At 65.8% G+C, this 13,299-nt stretch carries 11 protein-coding genes; 3 read left to right on the plus strand and 8 right to left on the minus strand.

Features of this window, described 5'->3' with window-relative positions:
• Positions 1 to 91 precede the first annotated feature (91 nt).
• The 6 genes from rodA to LX81_RS05205 form a co-directional block, all read right to left on the minus strand.
• Positions 92 to 1,237, minus strand: coding sequence for a rod shape-determining protein RodA (gene rodA / locus LX81_RS05180; protein WP_111536226.1), 1,146 nt, complete (start codon positions 1,235 to 1,237; stop codon positions 92 to 94).
• A complete protein-coding gene (gene mrdA / locus LX81_RS05185) occupies positions 1,234 to 3,156 on the minus strand; it encodes a penicillin-binding protein 2 (RefSeq protein ID WP_111536227.1) in 1,923 nt (640 codons plus the stop codon). Before mrdA ends, rodA begins: the two co-directional genes overlap by 4 nt.
• Complete coding sequence (locus LX81_RS05190; RefSeq protein WP_111536228.1) at positions 3,153 to 3,692, minus strand: rod shape-determining protein MreD; 540 nt, start codon at positions 3,690 to 3,692, stop codon at positions 3,153 to 3,155. The genes mrdA and LX81_RS05190 overlap by 4 nt, the downstream gene beginning before the upstream one ends.
• Entirely contained in the window at positions 3,685 to 4,590 is a 906-nt protein-coding gene (mreC, locus tag LX81_RS05195) for a rod shape-determining protein MreC (protein WP_111536229.1), read from the minus strand. Before mreC ends, LX81_RS05190 begins: the two co-directional genes overlap by 8 nt.
• 53 nt (positions 4,591 to 4,643) lie before the next feature.
• Positions 4,644 to 5,681 (minus strand): rod shape-determining protein, encoded by a 1,038-nt coding sequence (locus LX81_RS05200; RefSeq protein WP_111536230.1) that lies wholly within the window; start codon positions 5,679 to 5,681, stop codon positions 4,644 to 4,646.
• Between the two features lie 215 nt (positions 5,682 to 5,896).
• Positions 5,897 to 7,468 carry a 2-isopropylmalate synthase gene (locus LX81_RS05205; protein ID WP_111536231.1) on the minus strand — a complete coding sequence of 524 codons (1,572 nt, stop codon included), beginning with the start codon at positions 7,466 to 7,468 and terminating at the stop codon, positions 5,897 to 5,899.
• Positions 7,469 to 7,694: 226 nt separating this feature from the next.
• On the opposite strand from LX81_RS05205, the gene LX81_RS05210 reads away from it, so the two are divergent.
• The 3 genes from LX81_RS05210 to LX81_RS05220 are packed head-to-tail and all read left to right on the plus strand — an operon-like array spanning position 7,695 to position 10,582.
• Positions 7,695 to 8,396: an SDR family oxidoreductase gene (locus LX81_RS05210; RefSeq protein WP_234822497.1), complete on the plus strand. Its 702-nt coding sequence runs from the start codon at positions 7,695 to 7,697 to the stop codon at positions 8,394 to 8,396.
• Positions 8,397 to 8,399: 3 nt separating this feature from the next.
• A complete protein-coding gene (locus tag LX81_RS05215; protein ID WP_111536233.1) occupies positions 8,400 to 9,062 on the plus strand; it encodes an SDR family NAD(P)-dependent oxidoreductase in 663 nt (220 codons plus the stop codon).
• Positions 9,059 to 10,582, plus strand: coding sequence for a cryptochrome/photolyase family protein (locus tag LX81_RS05220; RefSeq protein ID WP_111536234.1), 1,524 nt, complete (start codon positions 9,059 to 9,061; stop codon positions 10,580 to 10,582). The genes LX81_RS05215 and LX81_RS05220 overlap by 4 nt, the downstream gene beginning before the upstream one ends.
• 40 nt (positions 10,583 to 10,622) lie before the next feature.
• Here the strand turns inward: LX81_RS05220 and LX81_RS05225 are convergent, their stop codons facing one another.
• Together LX81_RS05225 and LX81_RS05230 are read right to left on the minus strand one after the other, a co-directional pair.
• Positions 10,623 to 11,618, minus strand: a complete 996-nt coding sequence (locus tag LX81_RS05225) for an LLM class flavin-dependent oxidoreductase (RefSeq protein WP_111536235.1) — start codon at positions 11,616 to 11,618, stop codon at positions 10,623 to 10,625.
• Positions 11,619 to 11,673: 55 nt separating this feature from the next.
• Positions 11,674 to 13,194 (minus strand): MORN repeat-containing protein, encoded by a 1,521-nt coding sequence (locus LX81_RS05230; protein WP_211322708.1) that lies wholly within the window; start codon positions 13,192 to 13,194, stop codon positions 11,674 to 11,676.
• Positions 13,195 to 13,299 lie beyond the last annotated feature (105 nt).

Here is a 13,299-nt window from a genome sequence, read left to right on the forward strand (position 1 = left end):
TGCGGACGACCGAGCAGGGCATCCGGGCGCCGGGAGTAAGGGATCGTATCATGCTCCGGACTATTCCACGGCGGCTGCCGGCACGCCAGCCCTACCGCGTTCGCGGCCGGTGGACATGTGCCGACTGGGCGATGCCGAACCCCAGGAGCAGCACCAGCATGGCCGAGCCCCCATAGCTGACGAGCGGGAGCGGCACGCCCACGACGGGGGCGAGACCCATGACCATCGCCATGTTGACGGCGAAGAAGAGAAAGAAGGTCGCGCCGATCCCGAGCGTGACGAGCGAGCCGAACCGGTCGCGATTCGCGATTGCGGAGACGACGCAGAAGAAGACCACCGCCACGTAGAGCGAGAGGAGGGAGAAGGCGCCGACGAAGCCGAACTCCTCTGCAAGCGTGGTGAAGATGAAGTCGGTATGCTTCTCGGGCAGGAAGTTGAGACGCGACTGTGTGCCTTGCATGAAGCCGCGCCCCGTCCAGCCGCCCGATCCGAGCGCGATCTTCGATTGCGTGATGTGATAGCCCGCGCCGAGCGGATCGGAGGCCGGATCGAGAAAAGTGTCGATACGGCGGAACTGGTAGTCCTTGATGAGCTGCCAATCCGTCCCCCTGGAGGAGAAGACCGCGGTCACCGCGCCCACACCGGCACCGACCACGCCCACGAAGTACCACCAGGAGACGCCGGCCAGGAACATGATGATCCCGCCCCCCGTCACGAGCAGGATGGAGGTGCCGAGGTCCGGCTGCCGCAGGACGAGGTATGTCGGCAATGCGATCAGGAAGAGCGGGATGATCACCCAGAGCGGTCGCGATGTCTTGCCGATGTCGAGCCAGTCGTAATAGGCGGCGAGCATCATCACGAGGGTGATCTTCATCAGCTCCGAGGGCTGGAGCCGGATGATGCCGAGATCGATCCAGCGCTGTGCCCCCATCCCGGTCGTGCCGTGGAACTCCACGAGAAGCAGGAGCAGGAGCGAGACCCCGTAGGCGAGACCGGATACGTTTCGCCAGAACCAGACGGGAACCATCGCGGCGGCGATCATGACCGTGAGCCCGAGGGCGAACCGCTTCATCTGCGGCTCCGCCCAGGGCTCGAGCGATCCGCCGGCCACCGAGTAGAGCATCAGGAAGCCCACCGAGGCGACCGTTGCCAGCAGTAGGACGATCGGCCAGTTGAGGTAGAGAAGCTTTGTGGGGCCCGTCGGAACGGTTCTAAGGTTGTTCTCGAGATAACTCACGCGCGCGACAACCGGTTGCCCGGGCGAAAATCCTGCCTCAACGTCAGGCTGCTCTGCAGCGTCTCGATATCGCCGCGCTGCTCGGGCGGATAGCTGTCGAGCGGCGGCAGCGTACCGTAAAGCGCGTAGAGCAGGATATCCCGCGCGACCGGCGCTGCCGTGGAGGAACCGCCGCCGCCATGTTCGACGACGACGGACACCGCGACGCTCGGCGCGTCATAGGGAGCGTAGCCGACGAAGAGCGCGTGGTCGCGTTCCTCCCAGGGGACGTCTTGGTTGTTCACCACGACGCTGCGCACCTGTGAGGTTCCGGTTTTGCCCGCCATGATCCGGCCATCCGCATCGATCCGCGAGCGGTAGGCGGTGCCGCGGGCGGAATTCGACACGGCATGCATGCCGTCGCGGATGACCCTGAGATGGTTCTCGTCGAAGCCGAGAGGCTCGAGCCCCCGCGGCGCCTGCTCGACGCCGCCCACCATCTTGACGAGACGCGGTTCGATCCGCGTGCCCGTCGCGATCCGTGAGGTCATCACCGCGAGTTGCAGCGGGGAGGCCAGGACGTAGCCCTGTCCGATCGCCGCGTTGAGGCTGTCGCCCACGCGCCAGGACTGGTCATAGCGCTCCCGGATCCAGTCCCGGTCGGGCATCACCCCCGCCGTCACCGCCGACATCGGCAGGTCCATCTGCTGCCCGATGCCGAAGCGCCGGGCCGTCGCGGCGATGCGGTCGATACCAACCCGCTGCGCGAGTTCGTAGTAATAGACGTCGCAGGATTGCTCGAGGCTCTTCTCCAGATCGACCCAGCCATGCCCGCCGCGCTTCCAGCAATGGAAGCGCCTGTTGCCAAGTTGCGTGTGGCCACCGCAATAGAACCGGTCCTCCGGCTTCAGAAGGCCCGCATCAAGCGCCGCGAGGGACACCATCATCTTGAAGGTGGAACCTGGCGGGTAGGCGCCCTGGACGGCCTTGTTGCCGAGCGGGCGATAGCGGTTTCCGGTTAGCTCCTGATAGCCGTCGACCGAGATGCCGCGCACGAAGCGGTTTGGATCGAAGCTCGGGGCATTGCCCACCGCAAGGAGGTCGCCGTTGCGCGGATCCATCACCACGGCGCTGGCGCTTTCGTTGAGGCCCAGGCGCGCCTCCACGAAGTTCTGCAGCCGGCTTTCCACGGTGAGCTGGATGCTGTCGCCCGGCACGCCGTCGTCGCGACCGAGCTCGCGCATCACGCGTCCGGCGGCGTTCACCTCGATCTGGCGCGCGCCGGCCTTGCCGCGCAGGCGCCGCTCGTATTTCTGCTCGACCCCGGTCTTGCCGATCTGGAACTTGGGGATCTGCAAGAGCGGATCGTCGTCGTCCATCCGGCTCAGATCGTAATCGCTGACGGGCCCGACATAGCCCACGATATGCGCGTAATCCTCCGCGAGCGGGTAATTGCGGGTCAGGCCCACATCGGGCGTGATACCCGGCAGGGCCGGGGCGTTGACCGCGATGAGCGCGACATCCTCCCAGGAGCGCTGGTCGGTCAGCGTCACCGGCACGAAGGGCGAGCGCCGTGCAAGTTCGCGGTGCGCGCGTTCGAGGTCCATCGGATCGATCTCGATGAGCTTCTTGAGCTTCTCGATCGCCTCGTCGACGTCGCCCGCATCCTCCCGCACGATCACGATGCGGTAATTCTGGGCATTCTCCGCGAGTGGGATGCCGTTGCGGTCGAAGATGAGGCCGCGCGGTGGCGCGATGAGCCGCATGTTGATGCGGTTCTCTTCGGCCAGCATGCGGAACGCATCGGCCTGCTCCACCTGCATCTGTCGCATGCGCCATCCGAGGATGCCCGCGCCGCCGAGTTGCAGCCCGCCCAGGATGACCGCGCGACGGGCGATCCGGCGCCGGGACGTGTCGAGATCCTTCGGCGATCGGTTCATGCGCCGCGCCTCACCGCATCGCGTTCCGCCGCACGTGGGGGGCGGACACGGAAAAGCGACTGCGTGGCGAAGACCACCGCGGGATAGAGCGCCGTCGTGATGACGCATTGCAGCCCCAGCGCCCCCACGCTCGCCTGGGGGATCATGAAGATCGTGAAGATCAGCCATTCGAGGGCCGTCAGGGCGAAGAGAACGCCCGCGACCTGCATCCATTCAGCGAAGAAGGGCATGTCGCCTCCAACCCGGTGCCGTCCGCGCAGGTATTCGGTGCCGAGAACGACCAGCGCCGACCAGAGGCCGAGCGGACGCATGAGCAGGATATCGGCGCAGAGAAAGACTGCGGCGATCAGCGGCGCCGGCACGAAATCCGGGCGGCGCAGAAGCCATGCGATTGTCAGAAGGACAAGAAGATCGGGCGCAGGGACCGTGCCGCGTCCGAGGTTGACGGGCAACACGCTAACGAAGAGAAGTGCCGCCGCCGTTGCGACGAAGAGCATGCGGAACGACCATCGCCGGGAGACGAACGTCTCAACCATCGCCGGGCTCGCTAAGGTTCGTCAGGAAAGCGGGCAGTGCGAGCGGCAGGACCAGCCCACCCGGATCGCCGATCGCCTCGTTCGGCTGGAACCTCAGGACGCGGAGATATTCCAGTCGCTCGTAATCCGCCGCGAGCCGGACGCGAAGCCGCCCATCGGCGCTCTGAACGACCTGTCCGACGAGCTGTCCGGCGGGCAGCACCCCGCCATCTCCGGAACTGACCACCCGGTCGCCGGGACGGACCGCGTCGGGCGCCTCGACGAAATCGAGCGGTGGCAACTTGGAGTTGTCTCCGGCGAGGATCGCGCGCTGCCCGGAGGGTTGAACCATCACCGGCACGCGGCTGTTGCTATCGGTCATGAGGATGACCCGAGACGACGTCGCGCCGACGCCCGACACCCGCCCGACGAGGCCAAGACCGTCGGTCGCGGCCCAGCCGTCGCGGATCCCGTCCCGCGCGCCGATGTTGAGCAGGACCGATTGCCGGAACGGCGAGCCCGAATCGGCGAGAACGACGCCGGTGATGAAGGTCAGCGCCGGATCGAGGCGGACCTTGTTGAGGTCGAGCAGCTTCGCGTTCTCCTGCTCGAGCTGCAAGGCCGCTTCCTTCCAGGCCTTCATACGCTGCAGTTCACGCCGAAGGTCCTGATTCTGTTCGTATATTCTTCTGTAGCTATCGAAGTTCTCGACCATGCCGACAAGTTTCGTGACCGGGATCAGCGCCCAATCGAATGTCGGGACGACCTGATCCACGATCTGCGCACGCAAACGCTCGGCACGGGGACTGTCGATCCGCCAGAAGAGGAACAATCCGACCAGCGCGACAAGCAGTATCCCGACGACGATCCGGCGCGCCGGTCGCGTGAAATCCTTGCTGTTGCGTCTGCCTGTCGCCAAGGGCTGATCTCCGGTCGACGATCACGCCACGCCGCCACGGAACGCGGGCGCGGTCAACTGTCGTAGTCTATTACATGTCTAAGTTGTTTTTCGTATTCCAGCGCCTTGCCGGTTCCGAGTGCCACACAATTGAGTGACTCGTCGGCCACGGAGATGGCGAGACCGGTCTGTTCCCTCAGCGCAAGGTCGAGATCACCCAGAAGCGCGCCGCCACCCGTCAGCATGACTCCGCGATCGACGATATCGGCGGCGAGGTCCGGCGGCGTCGCCTCGAGCGCGATCATTACCGCTTCGCAGATCGCTTGGACAGGCTCGGCCAGCGCTTCCGCGATCTGTGCCTGGTTGATCTCCATTTCCCTGGGGATCCCGTTCATCAAGTCGCGACCGCGCACTTGCAGCGAGGCGCCGCGCCCGTCGTCGGGCATCCGGCTGGTGCCGATCGCGGTCTTGATCCGCTCCGCCGTCGCCTCTCCGATCAGCAGGTTCTGCTGTCTGCGGAGATAGTTGATGATCGCCTCGTCCATCCGGTCGCCGCCGACGCGGACGGAGCGGGCATAGACGATGTCGCCTAGGCTGAGCACCGCGACTTCCGTCGTGCCTCCGCCGATATCGACGACCATGTTGCCGGTCGGGTCGGTAATCGGCATCCCCGAACCGATCGCCGCGGCGATCGGCTCCGCGATCAGGCCCGCGCGACGGGCGCCGGCGCTGATGACCGACTGCCGGATCGCCCGTTTCTCCACCGGCGTCGCACCGTGCGGCACGCAGACGATGATCTTCGGTTTCGTGAAGGTCGACCGGCGATGGACCTTGCGGATGAAGTGCTTGATCATCTCCTCGGCGACGTCGAAATCGGCGATCACCCCCTCGCGCATCGGCCGGATCGCCTGAATCGAGCCGGGCGTGCGGCCGAGCATCAGCTTCGCGTCCTCGCCCGCGGCCAGGACCTGCTTGCGCCCGTCCTTGACGTGGAACGCCACGACCGAGGGCTCGTTAAGGACGATCCCGCGTCCCTTGACGTAGATGAGGGTGTTGGCGGTCCCGAGATCGATCGCCATGTCGGAGGAGAAAATCCCCGCGAAACTGCTCATTCTGTGATCCCCGTACCGCTCGAGAGACCGGATTTGGCGCCGGCGCGGCACCTCCGGTTTTTCGCCTTATAGGGATGGCTTCCGCCGGGGAAAAGGGCAGGGCCCAAGCCGGGGCGCATCTTTTCTCGCTAAATCCACGCAGGGATGTCACAACTTCCAGGCGAACAAGTCTCCTGTCCTTCGTGACATCCCGGATTTATGGCGAGCGGGGGCGATCAGACCGCGTCGCGGTAGCTCACCACCTTCGTGTCGTTGCCTTCGGGCGAGCTCGCGCGTTTCACGAGAAGCCGGTTCAGCGCCGCGATATATGCCTTGGCGGAGGCCACGACCGTGTCGGTATCGGAAGATTGCCCCGTGACGATGCGGCCCGCCTCGTCGAGCCTCACGGTCACCGTCGCCTGGGCATCGGTACCTTCCGTTACGGCATGGACCTGGTAAAGTTGCAGCCGAGCCTCGTGCGTCACGAGCTCCTTCACCGCCTTGAAGACAGCGTCGACGGGTCCGTCGCCCTGGGCGGTAACCTGATGATCGACGCCGTCGATGGTCAGCGTCATGTCGGCCGATTGGGGCGCTTCGGTCCCGCAGATGACGCGCAGGAACTTCAGCGAGAGTGTATCCTCGCCGCCCGCCTGTTCGCGCATTAGGGCTTCGAGATCCTCGTCGTAGACCTCCTTCTTGCGGTCGGCGAGCGCCTTGAAGCGGACGAAGACGTCCTTGAGCTGGTTGTCGCCCACCTCGTAGCCCAATTCCTTCAACTTCGAGCGAAGCGCGGCGCGGCCGGAATGCTTGCCCATGACGAGCGAGGTTTCCTTCAGGCCGACATCCGACGGGCGCATGATCTCGAACGTTTCCGCGTTCTTCAGCATCCCGTCCTGGTGGATGCCGGATTCGTGCGCGAAGGCGTTCTTGCCGACGATGGCCTTGTTGAACTGCACCGGGAACCCCGAGACCGCGGCGACGCGGCGGGAAATGTTCATGATCTTCGTCGTGTCGATCCGCGTGCTCCACGGCATGATGTCGCGACGCACCCTGAGCGCCATCACCACCTCCTCGAGGGCGGTATTACCTGCCCGCTCGCCGAGGCCGTTGATGGTGCATTCGATCTGCCGCGCGCCGCCCGCGACGGCGGCCAGCGAGTTGGCCGTCGCCATGCCGAGATCGTTGTGGCAATGCGTGGCGAAGATCACGTCCTCGCCGCCATCGACCTCCGCGATCAGGCGGCGGATCAGCTCCGCGGATTCCACGGGCGCGGTATAGCCGACGGTGTCGGGAATGTTGATCGTCGTCGCCCCTGCCTTGATCGCGATCTCGACGGTGCGCTTGAGGAAATCCCATTCCGTCCGCGTTGCGTCCATCGGCGACCACTGGATGTTGTCGCAGAGATTACGCGCATGGGTGACGGTCTCGTGAATGCGCTCCGCCATCTGGTCCATGTCGAGGTTGGGAATGGCGCGGTGGAGCGGCGAGGTGCCGATGAAGGTGTGGATCCGGGGCGAACGCGCGGGCGCGACGGCCTCCCAGGCGCGGTCGATATCCGTAATGTTCGCACGGGCGAGGCCGCAGATCGTGGCGTCCTTCGCACGTTCCGCGATGGCGCGGACGGCGGTGAAATCGCCTTCGGACGCGATGGGGAAGCCCGCCTCGATGATGTCGACGCCCATCTCGTCGAGCATCTCCGCGATCTCGAGCTTCTCGGCATGCGACATGGTCGCGCCGGGGCTCTGCTCGCCGTCGCGCAGGGTGGTGTCGAAGATCAGGACGCGGTCGGCGTCGATGTCGGTCGTCATGGGATTGTCTTTCTCGTTGGTGTCTCGCTGATCCGGCGCTTCTTCCACCCCTGAGCGGTCGCGCCGAATGGCACGCTCAGAGGCGCGTAAGGAGAAGCCGGCGGCGCAGGGCCGTGATGCGAGTCCCGAGTGACATGGTGCGTATGATACAGACGATCCTCGTGAAGAAAACCCCAAGTTTGACCGTTTTCATCCTCCCCCTAGATCGCCGGAAATGGACAACACAGTGAGACAGGCCCTCGTCACCGGGGGAGCGAAGGGGATCGGGCGAGGGATCGTCGAGCACCTTTTGGAACAGGGCTGGCGCGTGATGGCGCTCGACCGTGATGGCGACGCGCTCCGCGCTTTCGGGAAGCGGGACGGGCTTTTGACATGTGAGGCCGACGTTTCCGACGAAGCGTCGGTGCGGGACGCGATGGAATCGCTCGATGGCCTCGATCTTCTCGTCAGCAATGCGGGTCTTGCCGGGCCGTCGAACGGGCCCGTCGAGGAACTGGCCCTCGCGGACTGGAACGCCTGGATCGGGACGAACCTGACCGGCGCCTTTCTCATGGCCAAGTACGGGGCGCCGCTCCTGCGCGAGCGGAACGGGAGCCTCGTTCTGGTCTCGTCCACGCGCGCCTTCATGAGCGAGCCCCGGACCGAAGCCTATGCCGCCTCGAAGGGCGGGCTCACGGCGCTCACCCATTCCCTCGCGATCTCCCTCGGCCCCGATATCCGCGTGAACGCGATCGCACCGGGCTGGATCGTGACCGAAGGATGGGACGAACTTCGCCCCGTCGATCACGCGCAGCATCCCGTCGGCCGCGCCGGTCGGCCGCAGGACATCGCGGAGGCCGTCCTCTATCTTTCCGGCGCGGGCTTCGTCACCGGGCAGACGCTGGTGGTCGATGGCGGCATGAGCGTGAAGATGATCTACGAGGAATAGCGGATGGAACGGGCATTGGTGATCGGCGCGTCGGGTGGCATCGGTCGGGCGTTGGTTGGGGAGCTCGAAAGCCGTGATACGCAGGTCACCGGACTTTCCCGCAGCGGGGATGGGCTCGACGTGACCGACGAGGCGTCGGTGGAGCAATCGCTCGGCGCGCTCGATGGCCCCTTCGACCTGATCTTCGTCGCCACGGGCGCGCTTACCTCCACGCGGGAGGCGCCGGAAAAGTCGCTGGGCGATCTCGGTGCGGAAGAGCTGTCGGGGCAGTTCGCGCTGAACGCCATCGGGCCGGCCCTGGTCCTGAAACACGCGCGCAGGCTCCTGCCGCGCGACGGTCGCTCGGTCTTCGCGGTGCTCTCGGCGCGGGTGGGGTCGATCGGCGACAACCGTATGGGCGGGTGGTATTCCTACCGCACGTCGAAGGCCGCGCTCAACGCCCTGATGCATGGCGCGGCGGTCGAACTTCGCCGGTCGAAGAAGGACGCGATCCTCGTCTGCCTCCATCCGGGCACCGTGGCGACGACCTTCACAGAAGATTATCCCGGTCACGACAAGGTCTCGCCCGAAACGGCGGCGGAGAACCTCCTCGACGTAATCGTGGGTCTCGAAACTTCGCAATCCGGAGGGTTCTACGACTACGCCGGGACGGAGATCGTCTGGTGAGCCGGCTGATCCTCGTCTTGGGCGACCAGCTCACACGCAACCTCTCGGCGCTCGAGGATCTCGGGGCGGGTGACGTCGTTCTCATGGCGGAAGTGATGGAGGAGGCGTCCTACGTCCCGCATCATCCGAAGAAAATCGCCTTCCTCTTTGCCGCCATGCGCAAGTTCGCGGCCGGCCTTCGGGAGGAGGGGGTCGAGGTGCGCTATGTCACGCTCGACGATTCCGAAAATTCCGGCTCAATCACCGGCGAGTTGCTCCGCGCGGCGGAAGCGTACGGAACGGACGAGGTGATCGTGACCCAGCCCGGCGAATGGCGGCTTATCGAGGCGCTCGACGATTGCCCGCTCAGGTTGACGCAGCGCCCCGATACCCGCTTCGTGGCGAAGCGATCAGAGTTCGAGACATGGGCCGAGGGGCGGTCGGAGCTTCGCATGGAATGGTTCTACCGCGAGATGCGGAAGAAGACCGGGCTCTTGATGGACGGAGACGATCCTGCGGGCGGGCAGTGGAATTTCGACCACGACAATAGGAAGGCCAATCCGGGGGAGATCGCCTATGGCGGGCCCATGCAGTTCACGCCGGACGAGATCACCGAGGATGTGCTCGACCTAGTGGAGGCGCGGTTCGGTGACAATTTCGGCGACCTGCGTCCCTTCTGGTTTGCCACCGACCAGGGTGAGGCGCGCCGGGCCCTGACGCGTTTCGTGAAGGAGGCGCTGCCGCTCTTCGGAGATTATCAGGACGCGATGCTCGACGAGGAGGCGTTCCTATACCACGGCATCATCGGGCTCTATCTCAATGCGGGTCTCCTCGAACCGCTCGAGGTCTGCCGCGCGGCGGAAGAGGCCTACCGGTCAGGGGACGCGCCCATCAACGCGGTCGAGGGCTTCATCCGCCAGATCATCGGCTGGCGCGAATTCATCCGCGGCATCTATTTCCTGCAAGGTCCGGACTACGCACAACGCAACGAGCTTGGCCACGGCCGTTCGCTCCCGGATTTCTACTGGGGGGCGGAGACGAAGATGCGTTGCATCTCCCGCACGGTGGCCCAGACACGCGAGAACGCCTATGCCCACCATATACAGCGGTTGATGGTGACGGGCAATTTCGCCCTCCTCGCGGGGATCGAGCCGCAGCAGGTCCAGCATTGGTACATGTCGGTCTATGCCGACGCCTATGAATGGGTGATGAGCGCCAACGTGATCGGCATGAGCCAGTTCGCCGATGGTGGGCTCATGGCGTCGAAACCCTATGTCTCGTCCGGCAACTACATCGCCAAGATGTCGGATTACTGCAAGGGATGCGCCTACGACGTGAAGACGAAGGTGGGCGAGGGGGCCTGTCCGTTCAACCTGCTCTACTGGGCCTTCCTCGACCGCCACCGCGAGCGGTTCGAGCGCAATCCGCGCATGGCGCAGATGTACGCCACCTTCGACCGCATGGACGAGGAAAAGCGCGAGGCGGTCCTGTCGGAAGCGGAGACGTTCCTCAACCGCATGGCGCAGGGCGCTCTGGTCTGACGGCGGAGGTCCCGGCGCGGTGGCCGGGACGCCGTGGCGCTCAGGCGGCTTCGGCGCTTTCCATCTCGCCGAGCACATCCGCGGCGATCTCGAAGGAGCGGAGCCGCGCGGCATGGTCGTGGATCTGTCCCGTGAGGATCAGCTCGTCGGGCCGGTGGGTCGCGATGAGGCGGCGCAGCGCGTCACGCACTTGGCCGCGGTCACCCACGGCACTGATCCTGAGCGCATGGTCGACATTGCGGCGGATCGGCTCGCCGATTTCCGCGTCGATATCATCGACCGGGGTCGGAAGCTTGCCCGGCATACCGGTCCGCAAACGGGCGAAAGCCTGCTGCATGGAGGTGCGCAGGTACCGCGCATCCGCTTCCGTATCCGCCGCGAAGACGTTGACGGCCAGCATGAAATGCGGCCGGTCGAGCTGCGCGGAGGGGCGGAACCGGGCGCGGTAGATGTCGCGCGCCTCTTCCAGCGCGTCCGGCGCGAAATGCGAGGCGAATGCGTAAGGCAGGCCGAGATGCGCGGCCAGTTGCGCCCCGTAAAGGGAGGAGCCAAGGATCCAGAGGGGCACGTGCGTGCCCTCACCCGGATGCGCATGGACGGCGGCAGCGGGGTCGGGCGCGCCGAGATAGCTTTGCAGCTGCATCACGTCGGACGGGAAATCGTCGCTTCCGGGCCGCCGCAAAGCCCGCATGACGGCCATGTCTCCACCCGGCGCACGGCCGAGGCCGAGATCGATGCGGCCCGGATGGATCGTGGCGAGCGTGCCGAACTGCTCCGCGATCGCGAGGGGGGCGTGATTGGGCAGCATGATGCCGCCGGCACCGACGCGGATCGTGCGCGTGGCCGACGCGATGTGGCCGATCAGGACGCTCGTCGCGGCGCTCGCGATGCCGGGCATGTTGTGATGTTCCGCGAGCCAGTAGCGGTGATAGCCCCAGCCTTCGGCATGGCGGGCGAGGTCGACGGAATTGGCGATCGCCTGCCCGGCATCCGAGTTTTCAGGAACGGGGGCGAGGTCGAGGACGGAATGGTGCATGGCGCGCGGTCTCCTTTCCCCTCCATTTGGGGGTGCCGGGCGCAACGGTAAAGGGTCAGCCGTCGACCGCTTCCTGCGCCCCGGTCTCGTCGTCCTCGGTCGCGGCAGGCCCGGGGGCTGTATCCGCATCCTGGTCGGGCGCCGACTCCTCGACGGGAGGGGCATTGCCCTCGACCCTCACAAGCGTGCCGTCCTCCCAGCGACCACTGGCCGAACGGCCGCCCGCATAGGTGATCGTCCCTTCACCCTGGCGTTCGCCATCGACGAACATCCCCTCGTAGACATCGCCATTGGCGTAGCGCGCGATACCGGACCCGTCGATCTCGCCCCCGCTCCACTCCCCCGCGTAGCTCGATCCGTCCGGATAGGTGATCGTTCCGGTACCGTTGCGCAGGCCATCGGCGAACTCTCCCTCGTAGACGGTACCGTCGGCATAGGTCGCGGTGCCCGTGCCCTGCCGCTTCCCCGCGACCCAGCCGCCGGTATAGCGGTAGCCGTCCGGATAGGTCATCGTGCCCTGGCCCTCGTTGCGGGCGGCGACGAAGGTACCTTCGTAGACGGCGCCGTCCGGATAGGTGGCGATGCCCGTACCCTCGATCATCCCGCCCGACCACTCGCCCTCGTAGGTGCTGCCGTCGGGATAGGTGATCTTCCCGGTGCCCTCCGGCAGGTCGCTTTGGAACATGCCCTCGTAGACCGATCCGTCGGAATAGGTAACGCGGCCCTCACCCTCGATCCGCCCGTCCGACCACTCGCCCGCATAGGCATATCCATCCGGCCGCGTGAACGTCCCCGTTCCGGCCCGCTCGTCCGCCTCGAAGAGGCCCTCGTAGACATCACCGTTGGCGTAGGTGACGCGCCCCTCGCCCTGGCGTTCCCCGCCGACGAGCGTGCCCTCGTAGACGTCGCCATTGGGCTGCGTCAGCGTTCCCGTGCCGGTGATCTCGCCGCCCTGCCATTCGCCGTCGTAGGTCGTGCCATCGGCCATCTCAAGCCGCCCTGTCCCCTCGCGCGCACCATCGACGATGCCGCCGTCGTAGATCGTTCCATCGGGATAGGTGATCCGCGCCTGTCCGCTTTTCGCGCCGTCGACCCAGGTTCCCTCGTAGACGTAGCCGTCCTCGCCCTCCATCCGGCCGAAGCCGTGGCGCCGGGCGTTTCGGAAGCCCCCCTCGTAGCGCGTGCCGTTGGCATAGGTCGCGACCCCCTGGCCGTCGATCCGACCGTCCGTCCACTGGCCCTCGTAGGTCGATCCATCCGCGAAGGTGATCCGGCCGTCGCCCTCGGGCTTGCCCCGCGCGAAGGTCCCCTCGTAGACGGAGCCGTCGGGAAAACGGGCCACGCCCTGGCCGCGGATCTCGCCTTCGACCCATTCGCCGGAATATTCGTAGCCGTTGGGAAGTCGGTAGGTTCCGGTGCCGTCCTGCAGTCCGTTCGCGAAGGTGCCCTCGTAGACACCGCCGTCCTCGTATTGCTTGGTGACGACATCGCCGCCAGACTGTGCCGAAGCCGTTCCGGCAAGAAGGCCGACGGCCAGGGCCAACAGGGTCTGCTGCACGATATGCCCCCTTTGCATGGCGTCGGTTCGTCCGCCGCCCGGGTTGCGAGTTGGCGTCGAAAGTAAGGGTCGCGTCCGCGCGCCGCAATGATTTTCGCCCGCCCGTATCTTTCCATCCGGAGC

It is taken from the genome of Palleronia aestuarii (assembly GCF_003253995.1).
In the GTDB taxonomy this organism is placed as follows: domain Bacteria; phylum Pseudomonadota; class Alphaproteobacteria; order Rhodobacterales; family Rhodobacteraceae; genus Palleronia; species Palleronia aestuarii.